At 41.7% G+C, this 23,990-nt stretch carries 24 protein-coding genes; 10 read left to right on the forward strand and 14 right to left on the reverse strand.

What is annotated here, in order from left to right:
• Window positions 1-6: 6 nt before the first annotated feature.
• The 8 genes from era to rpoE all read right to left on the reverse strand — a co-directional run bounded on the left by era (window position 7) and on the right by rpoE (window position 7,622).
• Window positions 7-915, reverse strand: coding sequence for a GTPase Era (gene era, locus HFU86_RS13100; protein ID WP_036949437.1), 909 nt, complete (start codon window positions 913-915; stop codon window positions 7-9).
• On the reverse strand, window positions 912-1,592 hold the full coding sequence (gene rnc, locus HFU86_RS13105) for a ribonuclease III (protein ID WP_036949435.1): 681 nt from the start codon (window positions 1,590-1,592) through the stop codon (window positions 912-914). Before rnc ends, era begins: the two co-directional genes overlap by 4 nt.
• Before the next feature lie 282 nt (window positions 1,593-1,874).
• Complete coding sequence (lepB, locus tag HFU86_RS13110; RefSeq protein WP_187129432.1) at window positions 1,875-2,840, reverse strand: signal peptidase I; 966 nt, start codon at window positions 2,838-2,840, stop codon at window positions 1,875-1,877.
• Between the two features lie 17 nt (window positions 2,841-2,857).
• Window positions 2,858-4,654 carry a translation elongation factor 4 gene (lepA, locus tag HFU86_RS13115; RefSeq protein ID WP_132495826.1) on the reverse strand — a complete coding sequence of 599 codons (1,797 nt, stop codon included), beginning with the start codon at window positions 4,652-4,654 and terminating at the stop codon, window positions 2,858-2,860.
• Window positions 4,655-4,944: 290 nt separating this feature from the next.
• Window positions 4,945-5,409, reverse strand: coding sequence for a SoxR-reducing system protein RseC (gene rseC / locus HFU86_RS13120; protein ID WP_132495606.1), 465 nt, complete (start codon window positions 5,407-5,409; stop codon window positions 4,945-4,947).
• A gap of 3 nt (window positions 5,410-5,412) precedes the next feature.
• Window positions 5,413-6,363 (reverse strand): sigma-E factor regulatory protein RseB, encoded by a 951-nt coding sequence (gene rseB, locus HFU86_RS13125; RefSeq protein ID WP_036949430.1) that lies wholly within the window; start codon window positions 6,361-6,363, stop codon window positions 5,413-5,415.
• Window positions 6,363-6,986 carry an anti-sigma-E factor RseA gene (gene rseA / locus HFU86_RS13130; RefSeq protein ID WP_187129433.1) on the reverse strand — a complete coding sequence of 208 codons (624 nt, stop codon included), beginning with the start codon at window positions 6,984-6,986 and terminating at the stop codon, window positions 6,363-6,365. The genes rseB and rseA overlap by 1 nt, the downstream gene beginning before the upstream one ends.
• 57 nt (window positions 6,987-7,043) lie before the next feature.
• Entirely contained in the window at window positions 7,044-7,622 is a 579-nt protein-coding gene (gene rpoE, locus HFU86_RS13135; protein WP_006661282.1) for an RNA polymerase sigma factor RpoE, read from the reverse strand.
• A 431-nt stretch (window positions 7,623-8,053) separates the two neighbouring features.
• Here rpoE and nadB point away from each other — a divergent pair, with 431 nt between their 5' ends.
• Window positions 8,054-9,655 carry an L-aspartate oxidase gene (nadB, locus tag HFU86_RS13140; RefSeq protein WP_036949425.1) on the forward strand — a complete coding sequence of 534 codons (1,602 nt, stop codon included), beginning with the start codon at window positions 8,054-8,056 and terminating at the stop codon, window positions 9,653-9,655.
• A gap of 39 nt (window positions 9,656-9,694) precedes the next feature.
• On the opposite strand, the gene trmN is transcribed toward nadB, so the two are convergent.
• Window positions 9,695-10,429 (reverse strand): tRNA(1)(Val) (adenine(37)-N(6))-methyltransferase TrmN, encoded by a 735-nt coding sequence (gene trmN, locus HFU86_RS13145; RefSeq protein ID WP_187129434.1) that lies wholly within the window; start codon window positions 10,427-10,429, stop codon window positions 9,695-9,697.
• Window positions 10,430-10,588: 159 nt separating this feature from the next.
• On the opposite strand from trmN, the gene HFU86_RS13150 reads away from it, so the two are divergent.
• The 4 genes from HFU86_RS13150 (at window position 10,589) to srmB (ending at window position 15,299) form a co-directional block, all read left to right on the forward strand.
• Window positions 10,589-11,320: an IclR family transcriptional regulator gene (locus tag HFU86_RS13150; protein ID WP_132495610.1), complete on the forward strand. Its 732-nt coding sequence runs from the start codon at window positions 10,589-10,591 to the stop codon at window positions 11,318-11,320.
• Window positions 11,321-11,322: 2 nt separating this feature from the next.
• Window positions 11,323-12,240, forward strand: coding sequence for a formimidoylglutamase (gene hutG / locus HFU86_RS13155; RefSeq protein WP_187129435.1), 918 nt, complete (start codon window positions 11,323-11,325; stop codon window positions 12,238-12,240).
• Window positions 12,241-12,556: 316 nt separating this feature from the next.
• Window positions 12,557-13,762, forward strand: coding sequence for a sodium/glutamate symporter (gene gltS, locus HFU86_RS13160; protein WP_187129436.1), 1,206 nt, complete (start codon window positions 12,557-12,559; stop codon window positions 13,760-13,762).
• A 181-nt stretch (window positions 13,763-13,943) separates the two neighbouring features.
• Window positions 13,944-15,299, forward strand: a complete 1,356-nt coding sequence (srmB, locus tag HFU86_RS13165) for an ATP-dependent RNA helicase SrmB (protein ID WP_187129437.1) — start codon at window positions 13,944-13,946, stop codon at window positions 15,297-15,299.
• Between the two features lie 52 nt (window positions 15,300-15,351).
• Here srmB and HFU86_RS13170 read toward each other — a convergent pair whose 3' ends face one another.
• A complete protein-coding gene (locus tag HFU86_RS13170) occupies window positions 15,352-16,806 on the reverse strand; it encodes an ankyrin repeat domain-containing protein (protein ID WP_132495616.1) in 1,455 nt (484 codons plus the stop codon).
• Window positions 16,807-16,966: 160 nt separating this feature from the next.
• A complete protein-coding gene (gene grcA, locus HFU86_RS13175; protein ID WP_108478520.1) occupies window positions 16,967-17,350 on the reverse strand; it encodes an autonomous glycyl radical cofactor GrcA in 384 nt (127 codons plus the stop codon).
• 339 nt (window positions 17,351-17,689) lie between these two features.
• Here grcA and ung point away from each other — a divergent pair, with 339 nt between their 5' ends.
• Window positions 17,690-18,370, forward strand: a complete 681-nt coding sequence (gene ung, locus HFU86_RS13180; protein ID WP_187129438.1) for a uracil-DNA glycosylase — start codon at window positions 17,690-17,692, stop codon at window positions 18,368-18,370.
• Window positions 18,371-18,489: 119 nt separating this feature from the next.
• Here the strand turns inward: ung and grpE are convergent, their stop codons facing one another.
• A complete protein-coding gene (grpE, locus tag HFU86_RS13185; RefSeq protein WP_036949413.1) occupies window positions 18,490-19,080 on the reverse strand; it encodes a nucleotide exchange factor GrpE in 591 nt (196 codons plus the stop codon).
• A 116-nt stretch (window positions 19,081-19,196) separates the two neighbouring features.
• Between grpE and nadK the strand changes: the two genes are divergently transcribed.
• The 3 genes from nadK to bamE all read left to right on the forward strand — a co-directional run bounded on the left by nadK (window position 19,197) and on the right by bamE (window position 22,333).
• Window positions 19,197-20,081 (forward strand): NAD(+) kinase, encoded by an 885-nt coding sequence (nadK, locus tag HFU86_RS13190; protein ID WP_181478775.1) that lies wholly within the window; start codon window positions 19,197-19,199, stop codon window positions 20,079-20,081.
• A gap of 85 nt (window positions 20,082-20,166) precedes the next feature.
• A complete protein-coding gene (gene recN / locus HFU86_RS13195) occupies window positions 20,167-21,828 on the forward strand; it encodes a DNA repair protein RecN (RefSeq protein ID WP_187129439.1) in 1,662 nt (553 codons plus the stop codon).
• A gap of 112 nt (window positions 21,829-21,940) precedes the next feature.
• Window positions 21,941-22,333 (forward strand): outer membrane protein assembly factor BamE, encoded by a 393-nt coding sequence (gene bamE / locus HFU86_RS13200; protein ID WP_036949409.1) that lies wholly within the window; start codon window positions 21,941-21,943, stop codon window positions 22,331-22,333.
• Window positions 22,334-22,601: 268 nt separating this feature from the next.
• On the opposite strand, the gene HFU86_RS13205 is transcribed toward bamE, so the two are convergent.
• Together HFU86_RS13205 and HFU86_RS13210 are read right to left on the reverse strand one after the other, a co-directional pair.
• Complete coding sequence (locus HFU86_RS13205; protein WP_187129440.1) at window positions 22,602-22,895, reverse strand: RnfH family protein; 294 nt, start codon at window positions 22,893-22,895, stop codon at window positions 22,602-22,604.
• Window positions 22,888-23,322 carry a type II toxin-antitoxin system RatA family toxin gene (locus HFU86_RS13210; RefSeq protein WP_036949406.1) on the reverse strand — a complete coding sequence of 145 codons (435 nt, stop codon included), beginning with the start codon at window positions 23,320-23,322 and terminating at the stop codon, window positions 22,888-22,890. Before HFU86_RS13210 ends, HFU86_RS13205 begins: the two co-directional genes overlap by 8 nt.
• Window positions 23,323-23,475: 153 nt before the next feature.
• On the opposite strand from HFU86_RS13210, the gene smpB reads away from it, so the two are divergent.
• Complete coding sequence (gene smpB / locus HFU86_RS13215; protein ID WP_006814817.1) at window positions 23,476-23,958, forward strand: SsrA-binding protein SmpB; 483 nt, start codon at window positions 23,476-23,478, stop codon at window positions 23,956-23,958.
• Window positions 23,959-23,990 lie beyond the last annotated feature (32 nt).

Raw genomic sequence — 23,990 nt, forward strand, 5'->3', positions numbered from 1 at the left:
CACCGATTATTTTAAATCGTCAACATAGCCCAGACTGCGCAGTGCTCTTTCGTCATCTGCCCAACCGGATTTAACTTTAACCCAAAGCTCTAAGTGAACTTTCGTTTCAAACAGGCGTTCCATATCAATACGAGCTTCTGTACCAATGGTTTTCAGCTTGCTACCTTTATTACCGATAACCATTTTTTTCTGGCCTTCACGCTCAACTAAAATCAGACCGTTGATATGGTAGCCGCCTTTATCCATCTCTTTAAACTGTTCAATTTCAACAGTCACAGAGTACGGTAACTCGTCACCTAAGAAACGCATCAGTTTTTCACGGATAATTTCAGAAGCCATAAAACGCTGAGAGCGGTCTGTAATATAGTCTTCAGGGAAGTGGTGAATAGCTTCAGGGATATGCTGTTTCACAATCTTCGCGATGGTATCAACGCCAGTGCCTTTTTCTGCACTGATTGGTACGACATCCAGGAAATTCATTTTTTGGCTGATCATACCGATGTGTGGCAGTAAGCTGGTTTTATCCACCACATTATCAATTTTGTTGATCGCCAAAATAACTGGGCAACGTAAGCTAGATAGCTTGTTCAGCACCATTTCATCATCTGGTGTCCAGTGGGTACCTTCAACCACAAAAATAACCAATTCAACATCGCCAATGGAGCTAGATGCTGCGCGGTTCATCAAACGGTTAATCGCTCTTTTTTCTTCGATGTGAAGACCTGGGGTATCAACATAGATAATTTGGTAATTATCTTCTGTGTGGATCCCCATAATACGGTGGCGAGTTGTCTGAGGCTTTCTCGATGTGATCGAGACTTTTTGCCCCAGTAACTGGTTTAACAGTGTTGATTTCCCAACATTTGGTCGTCCAACTATGGCAACAAAACCACAGTGGGATTGTAATTCACTCATTCAATCTCCAAGATTTTCAATGCTTGTTCTGCTGCGGCTTGCTCCGCTTTACGACGGCTTGAACCTATGCCGTTAATCGGCTCTTCAATGCCGCTCACTTGGCAATGGATCGTAAATTCTTGATCATGAGCTTCACCTTTCACATGTACCACTAAATAGTTTGGCAGTGGAAGATGACGCCCTTGCAGATATTCTTGTAGCCGCGTTTTCGGGTCTTTTTGTTTATCACCCGGACTAATTTCATCCAATCTTACTTTGTACCATGCCAGAATGATCTCTTCGATAGTTTGAATATTACTGTCGAGGAAAATCCCACCAATTAAGGCTTCAACGGTATCAGCTAAGATTGATTCTCGGCGGAAACCGCCACTTTTTAATTCACCCGGTCCTAAACGTAAACATTCACCGAGTTCAAATTCACGGGCAATTTCCGCCAGTGTATTTCCACGCACTAACGTTGCGCGCATACGGCTCATATCACCTTCATCCACCTTAGGAAAACGATGATAGAGATCGTTAGCAATCACAAAACTGAGAATTGAATCACCCAAAAATTCCAGTCTTTCATTATGTTTGCTGCTAGCACTTCTATGAGTTAATGCCTGAATTAATAAATCATTTTGCTGGAATGTATATCCCAGCTTACGCTGTAATTTTTCTAACAAAGAGGGGTTCATGTGCGCCCAACCATTCTACGTTTAATAAAAAAGCACACGCAACAGACCTGTATAATCAGCTATTTTACAAAACTGTTGCGTTTGCACTGACTTCCGTCGACCATCACTCGTAAGCAATTGATATTCGAAAAATAACTTTTATGAATTATCGGAATTTAACGAGGATAGTTAATAATTAGGAAGTCAATAATGTTTAAAACAACATTATTGTACACTGGGTAAAATAATAATGCTTATGATAATGCGAGTTTTCTAATGAAAACCCGCATTGTCTGAAATGAATTATAGAGGACCAATTCGGCTAAAGCGAATACCTGTAGGCCATTCGTTCTCTTGTTTATCTAAACTTAACCAAATAAACACTGCACGCCCCACTAAATTTTGCTCAGGAACAAAGCCCCACATACGGCTATCAGAACTGTTGTCTCTATTATCACCCATCATAAAATAGTGTTTCTCAGGCACAATCCACTCATTAAGTGGTAAACCTGGTTGTACATATTTTGATTGAGTAATGTAGTTATTAATCGTCAAAATTTGGTGCGTAACGGTATCTAATTTCTCACTTCGACCATATTGACGCAGTGAGTTATTCGGTAACGCTTGGTCTATTGGGATTTGATAATTACCATATTGATTATCAACCACAGAGCTATTTTCAAATACCATTGTCCATTCACTTGGCTCTAATGGGCCATAAGTGACTGGCAATTTTTCTGTGCATTTATTGTCTGCGCAGTTAGGGTAAATGGTCAGCTCTTTCGCTTCTGGGTTATAAATGATTTTATCCCCCGGCAAACCAATAACGCGTTTCACGAAGTCTACATTTGGCTCTTTCGGATATTTAAATACCGCGATATCTCCACGATTAGGCTTACCCGTTTCGATTAATGTGGTTTGAGTAATAGGATCTTTCAATCCATAAGAAAACTTCTCAACCAGCATAAAATCACCAACTAAAAGCGTTGGCATCATCGAACCTGATGGGATTTGGAACGGCTCGTAAATAAACGAACGAACAACCAAAACAATGGCTAACACAGGAAAAATTGAGGTTCCCGTTTCCAGCCACGACGGACGACGAACCGCTTTCGCAAGTTCATCTTCGTTCATTGAGCCGTTTGTTACTTCCCGCAATTTTTTAAGTTTCGCTTTACGTGCTGGCGCAAACTTAAATTTATCTAAGCACCAAATAATCCCTGTCACCAGAGTAGCCAGTGTGAGGATCAGGGCAAATGTGTTAGCCATTAAGACTCCTTGTAAACTTAGCTGTCTTTACCAACGTGCAATATAGCAAGGAACGCTTCTTGTGGGAGTTCAACGTTACCCACTTGCTTCATACGTTTCTTACCGTCCTTTTGCTTCTGTAACAGTTTCTTCTTACGGCTAACGTCACCGCCATAACATTTGGCAAGAACGTTTTTGCGCAGCTGTTTCACTGTAGAACGAGCAATAATGTGGTTACCAATTGCTGCTTGGATAGCAATATCAAACTGTTGACGTGGAATAAGCTCTTTCATTTTTTCCACCAGCTCACGTCCGCGGTACTGCGAGTTGCCACGGTGAGTGATCAGCGCTAAAGCATCGACACGTTCGTTGTTGATTAACACATCCACACGCACCATGTCTGACGTTTGGAAACGCTTGAATGAATAATCTAAAGAAGCATAACCACGAGAGGTTGATTTTAAACGGTCAAAGAAATCCAGCACCACTTCTGACATCGGAATTTCGTAGGTCAGAGAAACCTGATTTCCGTGGTAAACCATGTTGGTTTGTACACCACGTTTTTCAATACACAGAGTGATAACGTTACCTAAATACTCTTTAGGCATCAGCATATGGCACTCAGCGATAGGCTCTCTTAACTCTTCGATGTTATTCAGCGGTGGTAATTTCGACGGACTATCCACATAAACAATCTCGCCATTAGTTTGCTGAACTTCATAAACTACCGTTGGTGCCGTGGTGATCAGGTCAAGATCGTATTCGCGTTCTAAACGCTCTTGAATGATTTCCATGTGCAGTAAGCCAAGGAAACCACAACGGAAACCGAATCCTAATGCTGTTGACGTTTCTGGTTCATAGAACAAAGAAGCATCGTTCAGGCTTAATTTACCCAATGCATCACGGAAAGCTTCATAATCATCTGAGCTAACAGGGAACAGACCCGCATAGACTTGAGGTTTAACTTTTTTGAAGCCTGGTAATGCTTTATCTGCTGGGTTACGAGCACCAGTTAAAGTATCCCCGACTGGTGCGCCAGTGATGTCTTTAATCGCACACACTAACCAGCCTACTTCACCGCAGTTAAGCACATCACGGTCAACTTGTTTTGGTGTGAAAATACCGAGGCGATCCGCGTTATACACATTGCCCGTACTCATCACTTTAACTTTGTCACCTTTTTTCAATGTTCCGCTTTTAATACGGATCAGAGAAACAACGCCTAAATAGTTATCGAACCAAGAGTCGATAATTAGCGCTTGTAACGGTGCATCGCCATCACCTTCTGGCGGTGGGATTTCTTTTACTAAACGTTCGATAACATCTTGAACGCCGATACCGGTTTTCGCAGAGCAACGAACGGCATCATGGGCATCAAGGCCCACAATGTCTTCAATCTCATCAGCAACACGCTCAGGATCAGCGGCTGGTAAGTCAATCTTGTTAAGGACTGGAACGACTTCCAAGTCCATTTCAATTGCGGTATAGCAGTTCGCTAAGGTTTGAGCTTCAACACCTTGCCCTGCATCCACAACTAATAATGCGCCTTCACACGCCGCCAATGAACGAGAAACTTCATAGGAGAAGTCCACGTGTCCTGGAGTGTCGATAAAGTTCAGTTGGTAAGTTTCACCATCCGCCGCTTTATAATCGAGCGTTACGCTCTGTGCTTTAATGGTGATACCACGTTCACGTTCCAGATCCATAGAGTCTAAAACCTGAGCCGCCATTTCACGGTCAGTTAAGCCACCACAGATTTGAATAATACGATCTGACAACGTAGATTTTCCGTGGTCGATATGTGCAATGATCGAAAAGTTTCTAATGTTTTTGATTTTCAAGGTAATATCTTCTTTTAAATTGCCTTACAAAATCAGTTTTGAGCAAATTTTGCCACAAAACTAAAATGCTATGATTATCACAAGATTGCTAATTAGCAGCATTTTACATACAAGAACCCACTAACACAAAGATTCAATGTAAAACAACTGTAAACTAGCCAAAGTTGAATGAGTTACTTATTTCATTTTTCTTCATTTTTGAACGACTAAAAACAAAATCGCCTGTAGCAAAAAGCTTATGTTGTAAAAGCTTAGCTACAGGCGACGATGTGAGACAATGGCATTCAACAATGTGTTTGAATGCTAATTTCGCCGGGGGGCAGCCCTATTTGTAAAACGATAGGCTGAAAATCGATTTTATTGCGCCAACGTGAAGCCATTCCTCGTGCGCTGAAAAAGCCAGCAAACCCACCGAAAATGCCCGCTAATGCGACCCATACCTGCTCAAACTCAGCTATTTGAGCCAATGCGGCAAATATAAACAATCCAACTAATGGCGTTAAATAGACTAACATAGCAGAACGTAGCAAGCTTCCTTCAGGAATACCTACTTCAATTTTTTGTCCAACAACCAAAGGTTGTTCAACTTCAATTTCCAATTCGTGCTCTGTGTTAGGTCCTATTTTGTTTAAAGCATATGAACCACAAGCTGCACGAGCGCTGCAACTTCCACATCCTGCCGAAGAGCCATAACGCAATAACGCTCGTCCTTTCTGCCACCTAACCACCGTTGCCCATTCTTTTACCATGATTTACTCCCGAAACTGAATGCTACTCGCAATTAACTGGGATGTTGATAGCGGTAACTCCCCTATTATCGTAATCACATTTTGCTTTTGAGTCATGGTGTAAATTGTGCGGCGACCATTTTGTAGCGGCTGATCAAGTAAAGGACCTTTCGATGTTTTTGTCACATTAACCGAAAAGGTGAATAACCCATCGCTGAACATCGCTGTTTCAATGATGTCATCATCGCTCAATTTTCGCGTAGAGCGAGAGACTTCCTCAAAGCCTGGAGGCAGCATTCCTACCCGCCATTTAAATGATGGGTTTTCATTTTTTGGCGATACCAATAATGGCGGTAAATTCACATTGCTGAGAGATTTCAATGAGTCTTGTACATTTTTGCTATCTAAGACAGTCGAAATCACCCGAAACTGTTCCAGCGTTTGATTATTGTTGTCGAGCAAATCAACACGCAGTGGCAACTTAGTTTCTTCATCGATTAGTAGCACATAATTAAATCGAGAATTATCTTTTGAAATAATACGGATGACTAATGCGGGTCTATCACCAATATGCGTACGGCCAGCATCAATAAAATTATAATAAGGCTGAATTTTTTGGTAATCAGCAAAAAGTACTGTAGGTAAGTTATCAATGATATGTTCGCCATTCAGGCTAAACGCATCGAATCCCGGTTCAAAATAACTAATTCGGTTGCCGTTTTGTACTATTTCTCGGCGAGATGAATCCATTTGGATCATTTGAGAAATAGGAACACCATTGATAATCGCATGGCGATAGCGCACTGGAACGATATTTTGCGGATTGAATGTCATAAACGACATTTCATATGACAGGTTCTGGGCAGCCGTTCCCATTTCTTTGAAAAGAACATCGGCATCCGTAGATGATGCCGACGCTTGATTAGATATAATCAGGCTGCCCGTCAGGCAGAGGACGGATAACCACTTATTCATTATTGCAGTTTAACCCCTGCTGATGCGGTATTTTTATCACTGTCTTGATGTGGCTGATTCAGCATCGAACGTCTTTCAATTTCATACTGTTGCAGCATGGCATTGATACGTTGATTTTGTTGTTCGATTTGCTGAGATTGTTGTTCAGTACCAAACAATTGGCTATCTGAAATATTTAAGCTAACTGGCGCGCCACGTCCGACAGGAACAGTATTAAATACAGGATCATCCACAGTAGAATCAACGCTATTGCTTTGATTGTATTGTTGAACACCCACAATTACAGCGAGTGATACACATGCAGCCACACCGATTTGCGTAATTTGGCTAGCCCATGGACGAATTTTGTTCCAAAACGGGAAACCACTCCAGTTTGCAGGTTCTGGTTGTGATTCAACAACTGCTTGAGGATTAATTCGCACCGGTTCATTTTCCAGCGCTGCCGCAACTTTACTTGCAATATCAAAATGAATGACATCGCCTGTATCATTACGCAGAGTATCACGAACAAGATGATAGCTCTCCCAACGTTGCTTTAACGTTGAATCACATGAAATGGTGTTAATAAGTTCTAAATCTAGAGCTTCACCATCCATCATTGCGGAAAGTTTCTCTCTTTGCATGCCCAATTACCTTCAGTTAATTGCTCACAGTTAAATGGTAACTCGCGACCCAACCAATTAATGTTGTTGGATCAACGGCTGAACTTTTTCATCAATTGCTTCCCTTGCTCTAAAGATCCGCGATCGAACGGTACCTACAGGGCAATCCATCACTTCGGCTATCTCTTCGTAGCTTAAGCCATCAAGTTCACGTAGCGTGATTGCCATTCGAAGATCTTCTGGCAGTGACTCAATAGTACGGAAAACAACTCGCTTTAATTCATCAGACAACATTAAGTTCTCTGGGTTCGAAATTTCTTTTAATGCGCCGGCTGATTCGAAGTTTTCTGCGTCGCTTGCTTCCAGATCTGACGCGGGAGGACGTCTATCTTGCGCGACTAAGTAATTCTTTGCCGTGTTGACAGCAATTCGATAAAGCCAAGTATAAAAGGCACTGTCGCCACGGAACGAGCCGATTGCACGATAAGCCTTAATAAACGACTCTTGTGCAACATCAGGCACATCCGCTTGCGGTACATAACGAGAAACGAGACTTGCAACCTTATGCTGGTATTTAATCACCAGTAAATTGAAAGCTTGTTGATCGCCTTTTTGTACTTTCTCAACCAATATTTGGTCTGTCAGCTGCTCGCTCATTCCAGGAACCATCTCCTGAACACAGATTGATAATGACTTAACTTGTTCATCTTCTCCCTTCCTTAAGCAAGCCTAACTTCGAGTAATAAAAACTGATGAAGTTCAATTTATTCCAAAAATAATCGAAAATAATTTCAAAAAATGGGATCGATGTTTCTTAATCGATCTCATTGATCCTTGTGAGCACTACCTAATAGTATACACAAAACAGGCATATCTACGGCATGATTACGTGGAATTTATTCATTCACATTGGCACTTTTCATTTAGCCAATGGTTTTTTCCAAAATAAATGATGATTTTCCAAATAAACTAAAGTGTAGCTAAATAATATAGTTCTTTAAGAACTCAAAATGCGATTAATACATAGTCACAGGCAGCTCGATAGGCTAACATAAAATTCTCTATAGAAACACAACACACAAACACTTATGAACGCATCCACACAGCATGACACTGATATTTTAATCATTGGAAGTGGTGTCGCAGGATTATCAGCCGCACTCCGGCTTGCACCCTTTCATCAAGTTACTATTCTCAGCAAAAGCACCCTCAGTGATGGTGCATCTTATTACGCTCAGGGCGGAATAGCCGCCGTTTTCGATGACACCGACAGCATAGAATCCCATGTTAATGACACGCTTGTGGCTGGCGCGGGGATCTGCGAAAAGAGCGCCGTAGAGTTTATTGCATCAAACGCCAAACATTGTGTTCAATGGCTGATTGACCAAGGGGTTTTATTTGATACCGAAGTCAACGAAACAGGGGAAACTCAGTATCACCTCACCCGAGAAGGCGGACACAGTCATCGCCGTATTTTGCATCACGCAGATGCCACCGGAAAAGAGGTTGAAACCACCCTTGTTAATCTTGCTTTCGAACACCCGAATATCCAGATCAAAGAACGCTACAATGCGGTTGATCTGATCCTCGAAGATAAAACCCAACAAAATACCCGCTCCCGTATTGTCGGTGCCTATGTTTGGAATCGCCAAAAAGAGCAAGTCGAAACTATACGAGCAAAAACTATCGTCTTAGCCACAGGTGGTGCTGCGAAGGTTTATCAATACACCACCAACCCTGATATCTCATCCGGTGATGGTATTGCCATGGCATGGCGGGCAGGCTGCCGCGTAGCTAATTTGGAATTTAACCAGTTTCATCCAACCTGTTTATTCCACCCTCAAGCACGTAATTTCCTACTCACCGAAGCTTTACGAGGTGAAGGCGCTCACTTAAAACGCCCTGATGGTAGCCGATTCATGCCAGATTATGACGCTCGTTGTGAATTAGCACCGCGGGATATTGTCGCCAGAGCTATCGACCATGAAATGAAACGCCTCGGGGCAGACTGCATGTATCTGGACATCAGCCACAAATCCCCTGAGTTTATTCAGCACCACTTCCCCACCATTTATGCCAAATTGCTCACCTTAGGTTTAGATTTAACCCAAGAGCCGATCCCGATAGTTCCCGCAGCACACTATACCTGCGGCGGCGTTGTTGTTGACCCGACAGGCATGACAGATGTGCCGAATCTTTATGCTATTGGTGAAGTGAGTTATACCGGGCTACATGGTGCCAATCGCATGGCGTCCAACTCATTACTTGAATGTCTAGTTTATGGGTGGGCAGCCGCAGAAAATATCATCAAAACGATCAACCAGATCCCTGAGGTTTCTGAACTTCCTGAATGGGATGAAAGCCGAGTCCATAACTCTGACGAACAAGTTGTCATTCAGCATAACTGGCATGAGTTACGCTTATTTATGTGGGATTACATGGGGATAGTAAGAACCACAAAACGCCTTGAACGCGCTTTGCGTCGTATTCATTTACTTCAACAAGAAATTAATGATTACTATGCTAATTTCCGCATCTCCAATAACTTACTGGAACTGCGCAATTTAGTCCAAGTTGCAGAACTAATGGTGCGCTGCGCCTTAGAACGTAAAGAGAGCCGCGGTTTGCACTATACCTTAGACTACCCTGAGCTTTTACCCGATTCTGGTCCAACCGTTTTAACCCGCTAATATTCACCGCCTATCTGTGCATTAGCCGCAGATAGGCTTTTAATACTTAAGATAAAATGGCTGGATCAACGAGATAAACTCATCCGTATAGCTATCATCTGGTTGTTTCAATGTTAAAGACGAAATAACCGGTTCCGTCATCTTAATCGTCAACCCTAATAGCATCCGATGATATGGTGTATGTGCTTTATCCTGAACTTGCGCGCGATAGGCTAAATTCCAACCACTCTCCATTGCCATCGATTCGACTTTCTGCCCTACTTCATAAGGCAATACCAAACAAAAAATACCGTCTAGTGCCAAGCATCGTTTAGCGCTATCTAATAATACTTGGTGAGTCAGTGTTCCGGTATAGCGAGCTTGGTCTCGTTTTTCATCCCGACATGCTACCGCGGGCTCAAAATAAGGGGGATTACTCACGATTAAATCATACTGATGGTTAGGCCGTTCGCTAAACGTAATAATGTCCTGATGGAACACTCGCAGCCGTTCAGACCATGGAGATTCATCAAAATTTTCCTGCGCTTGTAACGCCGCAGCGTCATCAAGTTCAACCGCATCAACCTGCACTTGCTCACTACGCTGAGCCAGCATTAAGGCTATTAATCCGCTCCCACTGCCTATGTCCAACGCATATTTTGTTGCATTAAGAGGCGCCCACGCACCGAGTAATACCCCGTCAGTACCAACCTTCATCGCGCAACGATCATGAGCAACAAAAAATTGCTTGAAGGTAAACCCGCCTTTTCGATAACTCTTTTTTTGTTCGCTCATACTGCCACTCTGGTTTAAATAGGATTTGCGTGAATATTCTCAATTTCAATCCACAAATCTGCAAATTTAATCTAATTCTAATAATATTATTCTCACATAATGAGAATGTGATTTGTTAGTGATTTTTTTTACTGCTAAGTTCGAGAAAAAGGAGATGCCATGAACAGTATTAATAGAACACTAGATATCTTATCGTTTGTCACGACTTGCGCGTCTCCAATCACACCGCAAACCATTTCCAAAGAGTTAGATATTCCTCTCTCAACGGTTTATCGGCTTTTAACTATTCTCATAAATTGGGAATTTGTGACTTACTCTAAGCAATATGGCACTTATACCGTTGGTGCGCAGAGTATCAAAACTCAAGAAAAATACTATCACCACAGCTTGTTGATGACCTCGTCAAAATCAGAGCTGCACGCATTAGCGAAAAAAACCCAAGAGACTGCGGCAGTTATCACCGCCAACCTACGGGAAACCATCTGTGTCGATAAAATTGATAGTGAACAAGCCGTACGCTGCTCTTTTATTGTGGGACATGGCAATACCGTGATCCGCGGCGCTAGTGCAAAAACCCTCTTAGCCTACCGTGATGAACAATACCAAGAATTGGTCTTCGAAACTCACGCCAAGCAGCTACACAAAGATAACTATTTACAGAAATTAAAACAGGATCTGATCCAAATCCGTCAACAGGGCTATGGCATTTCTGTTGGTGAAATTGATGCTGGTGTTTTTGGCGCATCGGCACCTGTTTTTAAAGGCAATGATATTTTAGCTGTCGTCTCTGTCATGGCACCCGAATTTCGTGCCGTCAACCGTGTCGATGAGCTAATTAAAGCCACATGCCAAACGGCCCAAAATATAACAAAACTAATTAACTTGGAGTAACTATGACACAACCTTTTCAATGGCAGGGTCGTACTGATGGTGAAACACAGGAACATTTACGCATTCACCAAGTCATCAACCAGCGTTCACCTGCAGAGTTTGCCATTATCGGCTTCGCTTCGGACGAAGGTGTTCGTCGCAATAAAGGCCGCCAAGGCGCTAAAGCTGGTCCTGATGCTATCCGCCGTCAACTTGCTGGCCTGCCTATCCACCAGCCACTGGCTATTCGTGATGTGGGAACAGTAAGTTGTGAGGATGGTAATCTGGAAGCGGCTCAACGCCGACTGTCCGATGAGATAATCTCAGTGTTAGAACAGCGCCAAAAACCCATTGTTTTAGGTGGCGGTCACGAAGTCGGCTTTGCGAGCTTCCAAGGTGTTTTCGATTTCGTTCAAAAACATCAACCAGAAAAAACCATTGGGATCATCAATTTTGATGCACACTTTGATTTACGTGAAGCCCCAGAAGCCACATCCGGTACGCCATTTTTACAATCGTCGCAATTGTGCGCTAAGCATCAGCGCCCTTTCAATTACCTATGTTTAGGCATCGCAGATCACGGTAATACCAAGGTGTTATTTGATACAGCGGATCGCTTAGGTTGCCACTATATTCGCGATAAAGCCTTAACCGCGAGCTTATTACCCCAAGCAATTGAGCAAATCAAACAATTTATAAATTCGGTGGATTACCTGTATGTCACTGTGGATTTGGATGTGTTCTCTGCAGGTATCGCACCGGGAGTCAGCGCGCCAGCCGCTCGAGGGATTTCTACTGAAACATTTGATGAATTATTTAATGTCATCAAATCTAGCGGCAAGATTGCGCTGTTTGATATCGCTGAGTGCAATCCTGAATTTGATATTGATAACCACACATCAAAACTAGCAGCTTACTTGGTTTACCAATATTTATTCTAAAAACAACAAACACAATAAAACGACTGATAAACAACTTTACCTTGTCTTTCAAAATATAAATAAAAGCTTAGTCAACTAAGCAACTAGTTAAAAATAAACAGCACTGAGGTTCGAAATAGCCAACAACACTGTAGCTTGAAAATTAGGCGTATTTATCTCTTTCATTATAAAGATATTTATACCCTTGGATTTCGAGTTACAGCTAGGCGGCTAGAGAGGATATCCCTAGGAGCATACATAAGTGTGTGACTAGGGTAGCCGAACGCGGCCAACAACGCTGTAGATTGAAAGACATGGTATAAATAAAGGGAAAAAAATGACATTCCAAATCGACACACTCACCACCCTCTTCCTGACTGTAGTTTGCCTACTGATGGGTGTTCACCTCAAAAAACGCATTGAATGGCTGCAACGTTTCTGTATTCCTTCACCGGTCATTGGTGGTTTTTTGATCAGCTTACTTATTTGGGGATTAAAATCTTTCGATCTCGCTGAAATTACGTTCGATACCAGCTTGCAGTCATTCTTAATGGTGGCATTCTTTACAACTGTTGGTATTGATGGCAGCTTCCGCATATTAAAAAGCGGTGGGCGCTTACTCATTACTTACCTGTTAATTTGCTGGACATTGGTTATTTTCCAAGACACCTTTGGTGCCGGTCTGGCGCATTTATTAGGTATCGACCCGGTTATCGGGATCATGGCTGGCGGTGTTTCCTTAACAGGTGGACACGGTGGTGCGGCGGCATTTGGTGGTATGGCTGAAGGTCTTGGCGTACAGTCTGCAACTGTTGCGGCTATTGCAGCAGCAACGTTTGGTCTGATTTCAGGAAGCTTATTAGGTGGCCCTATCGCGAGCTATTTAATTAAAAAACACAAAGTCACTATTCAAACCGAAGAACACATTGAAAGCGTGAAAGTTGAAGAGAAATTGGCTGGCAAAATCGATTCTATCGATGCCCATGCATTCTTAAAAATGTTAGCGCTTATTTTAGGTGTAATGGTTGTCGGTCAATTTGCTTCTGCGCAATTTACTAAAGCCACGGGATTCTCTTTACCAAGCTATGTCGGTGCAATGATTATCGCGATTATTGTGCGTAACATTAACGACCAAGTTGAAATTGTTCGTATTAACCAAAAATCCATCAACCTAATTTCAGATGTTTCACTGGGCTTATTCTTAACTATGGCGATGATGTCGCTTAAGATTTGGGAATTGAAAGTCATCGCCCTGCCATTATTCATCATCTTACTGGCGCAAACTATTGCCATCATCCTGTTCGTTGTTTTCGTCGTCTTCAGACTATTAGGCAAAAATTACGATGCTGCAGTAATGTGTTCAGGCATGATGGGACATGGTTTAGGGGCGACACCGAACGCAATGGCAAACATGTCATCAGTCTGTGAGCGCTACAAACAAGTTTCTATGAAAGCGTTTATGATTGTGCCATTAAGCGGTGCTGTACTTATCGACCTCGTGGGAATTCCTTACCACACTTGGTTAATTAACATGCTCAGCTAATGCCACTTCATCCCTCTTACCAACCATACGACAGAGTTTGGTAAGAGGGAGCATTATCAGTAAGCCACTTCCTTGTATACCCCCCGCCAACAAAAACAGGTAAACTCTGCACAAAGCTGATTTTTGTGGTGAACAATTTTGCTAACCTGTTTATAATCAGCGCCCCAAATAGAGGTATATCATGACTGCATCCACTTTTTCTGAACTTGAGCTTGATGAGAGCCTGATCACCGCGCTGACCAATAAAGGTTACGAGCGCCCGACGGCCATCCAAGAAGCGGCTATCCCTCCTGCAATGGATGGACGCGACGTTTTAGGTTCAGCCCCAACCGGAACAGGTAAAACTGCGGCATTCTTATTGCCAGCCATTCAACATTTACTTGATTTCCCAAGAAAAAAATCAGGTCCGCCTCGCGTTCTGATTTTAACACCAACTCGCGAACTCGCTATGCAAGTCGCTGATCAAGCTAAAGAGTTGTGTGCACATAATCATTTAGACGTTGCCACCATTACAGGCGGCGTTGCGTATATGAACCACGCTGAGGTTTTCAGCGAAAACCAAGATATCGTCGTCGCAACCACCGGACGTTTGCTGCAATACATTAAAGAAGAAAACTTCGATTGCCGCGCCGTAGAGATTTTGATCCTCGATGAAGCTGACCGTATGCTGGATATGGGCTTTGCGCACGATATCGAAACTATCGCAGGCGAAACCCGCTGGCGCAAGCAAACCATGTTGTTCTCTGCCACTCTTGAAGGTGAAGCAATTCGTGATTTTGCTGAGCGTCTACTCGAAGATCCTATCGAAATTGAAGCAGATCCTTCACGCCGTGAACGCAAGAAAATCCAACAATTTTACTATCGCGCTGACACGTTAGAGCATAAAACTGCGCTGCTGTGTCACCTTATCAAGCAAGAAGACGTCACCAAATCGATAGTCTTTGTGCGTAAGCGTGAACGCGTTCGTGAAGTTGTCCAATGGCTGCGTGAGGCAGGGATTGAACCTTGCTATATCGAAGGCGAAATGGTGCAAGCGAAGCGTAACGAAGCTGTTCGCCGCTTAGTGACTGGACAAGTTAAAGTCCTCGTTGCAACAGACGTGGCTTCTCGTGGATTAGACATTGAAAACGTCAGCCATGTTTTTAACTTCGACTTACCGCGCACCGCGGATGTCTATTTGCACCGTATCGGTCGTACCGGTCGTGCTGGGCGCAAAGGAACTGCTCTTTCTTTAGTTGAAGCGCACGATTTCCCTCTACTGGGAAAAATCACTCGCTACATCGAAGATCCAATTAAGATGCGTGTGGTAGATTCATTACGCCCAACAACCAAAGCGCCTTCTGAAGCGATGCTGAATAAGCCAAAACCATCTAAGAAAGTGCTGGCTAAGCGTAAAGAGAAGAAAAAAGAAGAGCAAAGCAAGAAAAAAGAAAAAGTACGCCATCGCGATAAGAAAAATATCGGTAAACGTCGCACTCCAGCTGTATCCTCTACAACTACGCCATCTGCAACTGCAGATAGCAATAAAACCAAGTAAAACTCAATCGAGTGATACTGACAAAAGCGGGCTTCGGCCCGTTTTTCATTTATTAACTTAAGTTCATTAACTTATAGACCTTCTCCCTCATAACCCGACTTTCATTGGTTAACGCTTCTGCTTTTATCATATGATTATCTAAAATATCTCGGCAGTTATAACCCTGATTATTTTCCATTCGCCAATCTGCGCCATTTGATAATAATAATTCAGCAACATCTAAAGAGTGGCTATTTAAAGCATCATGCAACGGGGTATTTCCCAAATTATCTCTCACGTTGACCATTAAACCATTACTCAGCAAAATTTCTGATTGAGCCATTCTCCCGCTTTGAGCCGCTAAATGTAAAACTGTTTTTTGCTGAGCTAACTGCATTTTTTTAATTCCCTGCCCGTATGGAGATTCCAATAATACTTTTATAAATTGGCTATTACCTGCACGAACAGATTGCATTGCGAGTTTATCAATATCGCAGTGCTTATTTTTCATTGAAAGCAGCACTTTAAATTCACTAATATTTTCTTTCTTAATTGAATTCTTACAACTTTCTTGCCAATTAAAACTTTGTTTCTGCTCTACGTTTGGAAATTCATTCAACATAGAATCCGCTGTTTTATCAAATTCACCTGTAATCGCATTCCAATTATTCCATGGTTTATGTTTGCACATCATCCTAATAATCTTAACCATTGAATGTGCAATAAAGCTCCTGGTCAACAAACGGTGTGGTAACCAGTCTTTCCAAGAATTATGTTCGCTGTAAGCCATTTTGATACGGTTTCCCAACGCAGAAGGGATTGGTAACGTGTTTTGAAGTGCATCAAGCCAATCATATTGAACAGTATAAAAGCGTATCAAACCTTCATCTGCTTGTTGCTTAGCAATGTTATAATCCATTCCAATTTTATGTACTGTGTTTTGTGCAAGCCCTGAAGGACTAAATGAAATACAAGGTGATTGACTCGCCAATGCGGCTATTGATGCAAGACCGCCCCCTAGAGAGTGCCCTGTACAGATAATATTACCTTTCACGGCTCGATATAAAATATTAGTTAACCCTACCGCCTGAAAGAATTGAGGTTCGTAATATCCTAGCCCTTGCCGAATATTGGCATAAAAATCGACAATATCATTCGTTCCCGCAAAGCAAATAATATACAGACCATTAAAACAACAAATATTCGATTGAAAACCTGTAAATTCATTATTTAAAAGTTCTGCATCTATGCCTAATTCATTAATTTTTGACGTGCTGAGTTTATTTACTCCTTGAATATCACGCCAATTACTATGATAAGCACCTTGTGATAGTAACGCTAAAAGATAATCTTTATTCTGTGCATCTCTTCCTAGAAACTCCTCTCTCGTAACATTTTTAGACCATTTATCACGAGGGCTACATAATGAATCCGAAAATGTATTTTGTTGATATAAATTTAAACCTTCTTCAACAAAAGAAAGTTCGTCCTTACTTACTGTCTGCTGTATTGCTGTACTGAATGGCATAAATTCTCCCTAACAAATGCTGTATGCTGGAAGAATATTGAAATATAAATAACCAAGGGGGGAAATAATCAACTTTGTTAGGGGCAAATAAAAAAGCCATTGAGAACAATGGCTTTTAGAATTTATTAAGATAAGAGATCTATTGACCCCTTAATGTTTATTACAGGCTTTCAGTGAAAGTACGAGTAATAACGTCACGCTGTTGTTCAGGTGTTAATGAATTAAAACGCACCGCATAACCAGAAACACGGATAGTTAATTGCGGATATTTCTCTGGGTTTTTAACTGCATCTTCTAATGTTTCACGGCTTAATACGTTAACATTTAAGTGCTGACCACCTTCTACGCGAACAGTTGGTTTCATTTCCAAAGGAACTTCGCGGCTCTCAAAAGCTCCCAATTCATCTTTAGGAACAACCTGACCTTCGCTATAATCTGCTTTCGCACATACGCAACGAGCTTCATTTGTCTCGCTATCGATTAACCAGAAAGAGTTCAGCAGTGCTGCATTATCACTTTTAGTAATTTGAATACCAGTAATCATCTCGACCTCCACGTTCGAATCAGATTTTGATCAATCTTTGCTAACTGTTTTTAATCGCTGTTGATTGGATAATTGGTCTAACCAACCTGTTTATCTAATATATACCAGCTAGAACCCCCAGATTCTTTGATATTTATCAAATGTTTCGTATGGTAATTAACCATAGCGGTGCATCTTTATGATTTAAATCAATATTCACATTTGGACTTTTTAATTATTTTTGTAAATTTTCAAATTAATTTTAATTACTTTTAGGGAGTTAGCGCGGAACAACACTTTATCTATGCGCCATGAACCAGTAAGCTACGAACTATAAAATACATCACTATGGGATCATTCATGTCAAATACGATGACTTGGCACGACGTAATTGGTGCGGAAAAATCACAAACCTATTTCAAAGAGACTCTCGCGTTTGTCGCAAAAGAAAGAGAAAGCGGAAAAGTAATCTACCCACCGCAAGAAGATGTTTTCAATGCGTTTCGCTATACCGAATTAGCGGACATCAAAGTCGTGATCTTGGGGCAAGACCCTTATCATGGACCAGGACAAGCACACGGATTATCCTTTTCTGTACGTCCGGGAATTAAAGCACCGCCTTCACTCGTCAATATGTATAAAGAGCTTGAAAAAGATATTCCTGGGTTCGTCCGCCCGGGACATGGGTACTTGCTTAGCTGGGCGCAACAAGGGGTTTTACTCCTCAATACAGTATTAACTGTAGAACAAGGCAATGCGCACTCACATGCACATCTAGGCTGGGAAACGTTTACAGATAAAGTGATTCAGGCGATTAATGACCATACTGAGGGCGTTGTTTTTCTTTTATGGGGCTCTCATGCACAGAAGAAAGGTCGCATTATCGATACTAAACGCCACCATGTACTTAAAGCACCTCACCCATCACCACTTTCTGCGCATCGAGGCTTCTTAGGATGTGGTCATTTCTCGAAAGCTAATCAATTGCTTGAACAGCAAGGCCGCGCACCTATTGATTGGTATCCAGTTATTCCTGAATAGATGCATTCTATAGCGATAAAATGCATTGGTGATAAAGTTCGTAGAAGTTCGCAATAGAAAAATGGGATGCTCAGCATCCCATTCTCGTTATATACCCTAAAACTATTTATGCTCTAAACTTATTTAGAAACAATGACCATTGCAGGGCGCAACAGACGGTTATTCAAGGTATAACCCTTTTGCATCACGTTAATCACTTGACCTGCACTATGATCTGGAGATTCAATCATGGTCATTGCTTGGTGAACTTCCGGGTTGAATGGCACATTTGCCGCATCAACAGGCTCAATACCAAACTTAGAAACGGCATCTAAGAACGTTTTCAACGTAAGATCTAAGCCTTCTAGCATCGCTTTGGACTCTTCGTTGTCACGATCAGCTGCCTCAATTGCACGCTCTAAGTTATCAATAACAGGCAACAATTCATTGGAAAACTTCTCAAGCGCAAACTTGTGGGCTTTTTCAATATCTTGTTCTGTACGACGACGAATATTTTCGATTTCAGCGTGAGCACGTAACATCGCTTCGCGTTCAGTTTTACGGGAAGCTTCAAGTTGCTGTTCAAGCTCAGCAATACGCGCTGCTAACGCTTGTTCTTCGGCTTGTAAATCAGCTTGTTGAGTATCAACTTCTTGCTCTGCTTGCACTTTTTGTGTTTCATTTTGCTCAGAAGCTTGCTCATCATGCATGTTTTGTTCTTTACTACTCATGAATATCTCCGCGTATTTAGCAATAATTCTATCTATGAGAGTATTATGGGGATCTAATACAGGGATTCAAGGGAAGTCATACAACGAGGAGTTAAAAAAGTATGCAAAAGGCTAAGATGACACCATCTTCACAATTTAAAACTATCGGTATTGTCGGACACCCAAGGCACCCTGAAGCACTGGCGACCCATGAACTTATCTATCATTGGCTGATTTCAAAAAATTACCACGCAATAATTGATAAACAAGTGGCTAAGGATTTGAAATTAAAAGATGCCAATACAGGAACTTTAACAGAAATCGGTCAACAAGCCGATTTAGTCGTTGTGGTTGGCGGCGATGGCAACATGCTTGGAGCTGCGCGAATTTTATCCCGCTATAACAATAAAGTTATTGGTGTCAACCGAGGTAATTTGGGATTTTTAACCGACCTAGACCCCGACAATGCCCTTCAACAACTGTCCTGTGTTCTTGATGGGGAATATCATGAAGAGCAGCGCTTTTTATTAGAAGCTCAAGTAATCAAGGCAAATCAAAAAGCCCGTAAAAGTAGCGCCATTAATGAAGTGGTTCTGCACCCAGGTAAAGTCGCACATATGATTGAGTTTGAAGTTTATATTGATGAAAAATTTGCCTTTTCACAACGCTCAGATGGCTTAATTATTGCGACCCCGACAGGCTCAACAGCCTACTCTTTATCCGCTGGGGGACCTATCCTAACACCAAATCTAGACGCTATTGTACTCGTGCCGATGTTCCCACACACCCTATCGTCTCGCCCATTAGTTATCAGCAGCGACAGCAGTATCCGCTTAAAATTTTTACGAACCAATATTGATTATGAAGTGAGTTGCGACAGTCAAATTATGCTACCTATACAGGATGGCGAAGAGGTGATTATAAAGCGCAGCTCGAAGAGCCTGAATTTAGTTCATCCAAAAGATTACAATTATTTCAATACATTAAGTTCAAAACTTGGTTGGTCTAAAAAAACTTTTTAAATTTTTCGCACTGCCTCTTTACTGTATAAAAAAACAGGTTAAACTGTATGAAAGCACAGGTGTATATTTAAACAGGAGAGCGCAGATGCTAACCCAACTAACCATCAATAATTTTGCTATCGTTCGTGAGTTAGAAATTGATTTTCGTAGCGGTATGACGACAATTACAGGTGAAACCGGTGCGGGTAAATCCATTGCTATCGATGCTCTTGGTTTATGTTTAGGTAACCGAGGTGAAGCCAACATGGTTCGCCCTGGTGCTCAACGTGCCGACTTGTGTGCTCGCTTTTCACTGTCTGACGCTCAAATGGCAGCAAATTGGCTCATTGAGCATCAACTTGATAATCAAAATGAATGCTTACTGCGCCGCACCATCGCAACCGATGGGCGCTCTCGAGGCTTTATTAACGGTGTCTCCGTTCCCTTATCGCAATTACGTGAACTTGGCGCATTACTGATCCAAATTCATGGTCAACATGCTCACCAGCTATTATTAGATAATGATCATCAACAATCCCTACTTGATGCCTATGCTAATCAGCAAGAATTACTCGCTCAAATGAAGCAAACGTGGCAAAAGTGGCATGAGTCTTGTCAGCAATTAGCTGTTTTTCAAAAACAAATGCAAGAGCGTGAATCTCGCCAGCAATTGCTGGATTATCATTTAAAAGAGTTAAATGAGTTCCTACCCGTTCAAGGGGAGTTTGAGGAAATTGATCAAGAATATAAACAGCTTGCTAATCACGGGCAATTTTTAACTATTGGGCAAACAACAGCACAAATTCTGACAGAAAGTGACGATGCGAACGTTATCAGCCTTCTCAATATGGCAAAAAATGAGCTTTCTGATTTAGTCGCTCTGAATCCTAAATTTTCAGGGTTATTGGATATGCTGGAAGAAGCGGCCATCCAAGTTAGTGAAGTCAGTGATGAAATTAAACATTACTGCGATCAATATGAATTAGACCCAAATCATTTATTCGAATTGGAGCAGCGAATTTCCAAACAAATTAGTTTGGCACGTAAGCATCACGTCACACCTGAAGCCCTACCTGAACTTTTTCAACAATTAGTTGAAGAACAAAATCAGATAGCTAACCAAAATGAAGATTGTGAAGCTTTAAATGCGCAAGTCATTGCTGACCACCAAAAAGCGTTAGAATGTGCGGAACGTTTACATCATGTACGTCTGCATTATGCACAAGAGCTCAGCCAGCTAATTACCAGCAGTATGCACCAACTTTCAATGCCTCATGGTCTATTCACGATTGATATAAAATTTGTTCCCGAACATTTGCAAATTGATGGCGCCTGCAAAGTCGAATTCAATGTCACCACTAACCCAGGACAGCCACATCAAGCATTAGCGAAAGTCGCATCAGGTGGTGAGTTATCTCGCATCGCTTTAGCCATTCAAGTGATCACCGCAAAAAAAATGGATACTCCAGCTTTAATATTTGATGAAGTGGACGTGGGAATCAGTGGTCCAACCGCCGCTATCGTCGGGAAATTACTCCGTGAACTTGGTGAGTCCACCCAAGTTATGTGTGTAACTCACTTGCCTCAAGTTGCAGGCTGCGGTCATCACCATTTTTATGTTAGTAAAGAAACGAACGGTGTGGAAACCGAGACTCATATGCAGTTACTGGATAAAAAATCTAGATTACAAGAACTTGCACGGTTACTCGCTGGTTCAGAGGTAACAAAAAATACGTTGGCTAATGCAAAAGAGTTGCTCGCAGCTTAAATTTCGACAACTTTTTTTATCTCCTGTTGTCTTAGAGTCGATCTGGAAGGTTTTAAATTGTATCAATGTCGATTATCATTGATGTTCTGACTCCAAAAGGAATGAGATATCCATGCGTTATAAATTGTTAACTGCTGCAGCACTATCATTCGCATTAATGTCCACGGGCTGTTCAATGATGGAACGTCTTGTCTATCATCCGGATATTAACCAAGGTAACTACCTAACGGCGAAAGATGTTGCGAAGATTAAAAAAGGAATGACACAGCAACAGGTTGCTTATGCTTTAGGCACGCCAATGATGACTGACCCGTTTGGTTCTCAGACTTGGTTTTATGTTTTCCGCCAAGAGCTGGGGCATGACCCAGTGAAGCAAGAAACATTGACGCTGACGTTTGATCGCAACGGTATCCTGACAGATATCAAAAACGAAAAAAACCTTGAAGCACAACAAGCCATGGAAGCTGGTGAAGTTAAAGCATCAGAACCAAAAGCAGCGGAATAACACCCTATATAGCGTAATGCTTGAGCGTGTATAACTTGAGTATATAAGTAACTACCTGCCCAATTTATATGATGGGATAACAAACAGGTAGTTACTTTAGTGCTTTTATTTATCCCTTTATAGCTTCTCGCCAATACATAAAAGCGCCATTCTCTACGTTCTAGCCTATCAATCGACGCATCCACAAAGAAAAACCTATAAATTAAACACAAAAAACCGAGCTTTCACTCGGCTTCATATAAAATTGATTCGCTCACTGCGCAATATCTTATTTATTATTCTCTTTCGATTTTTCAGCTCGTTTGCGGCGTAGCTCTTTCGGGTCGGCAATCAATGGGCGATAAATTTCGATTCTATCCCCTTCTTGAACGGCATCTCCCAATTTCGCAGGCCGACTATAAATGCCCACTTTATTTTTTTTTAAATCGATATCCGAACGCAACGTTAAAATACCCGATACAATAATTGCATCTTCAATCGTGGTTCCTTCTGCAACCTTTACAGAAAGCAAATATTGCTTTTCAGGTAACGCGTAAGTCACTTCAATATTGATATCAGACACGGTAAACGACCTTAGCACGAGACGTAAATGCTTGAACCATATTGTTGGCCAGCTCTTTGAATATTTTACCGAATGCTAACTCAATCAGCTTATTGGTAAATTCAAAATCAAGATGAAACTCAATTTTACAGGCGTCAGCACTCAAGGGAATAAACTGCCATCCCCCAGATAGAGTTCTAAAAGGACCTTCCACTAACTGCATTTGGATACGTTTATTATCTTCCAGCGCATTTTTAGTAATGAAGGTTTTGCTAATTCCCGCCTTTGAAACCTCAACTGATGCCGTCATTTCTTCTGAATTTTGGCTAATAATTCGGCTTCCAACGCATCCTGGTAAAAAACTTGGATATGAAATCACATCATTCACAAGTTTATACATTTGTTCTGCGCTAAAAGGGACTAACGCAGAGCGACTAATCTGTGGCATATCAATTCCTATCCCCAAAAACTGCGCATATAATAGCACCATTGATGGGTTACTCAAAAAACAAAACCCGTGCAGGGCAAGAAATGCACAATTGCAAAAATATCAGTGTTGAACGATTTCATTCAACGCATCTTAACGTATAATGAATGAACTATGACAAAGAAAAAACCATATAAACCCGGTTCAGCAACAATTGCTATGAACAAACGTGCTCGCCACGAATATTCTATCGAAGAGGAGTTCGAGGCGGGTTTATCCCTACAAGGTTGGGAAGTTAAATCATTACGCGCGGGCAAAGCCAACATTGGCGATAGCTACGTTTTACTGCGCGATGGTGAAGCCTATCTGTTTGGTGCCAACTTTACACCACTGACAGTCGCATCATCCCATGTTGTCTGCGACCCAACCCGCAGTAGAAAACTACTTCTTAATCAACGTGAATTAGACACCCTTTACGGTAAAGTTAACCGTGAAGGTTATACTGTCATCGCTCTTTCCTTATATTGGAAAAACGCGTGGTGCAAAGTGAAAATTGGCGTAGCCAAAGGTAAAAAAGCCCACGACAAGCGTTCTGATATCAAGGATAGAGAGTGGCAATTAGATAAAGCACGTATAATGAAACATTCTAATCGCTAAGTCCTAGCTTTATAGAGTTATTTTCTGTTATA

The sequence above is a fragment of the Providencia sp. JUb39 genome (genome assembly GCF_012272845.1).
Taxonomy (GTDB): domain Bacteria; phylum Pseudomonadota; class Gammaproteobacteria; order Enterobacterales; family Enterobacteriaceae; genus Providencia; species Providencia lanzhouensis.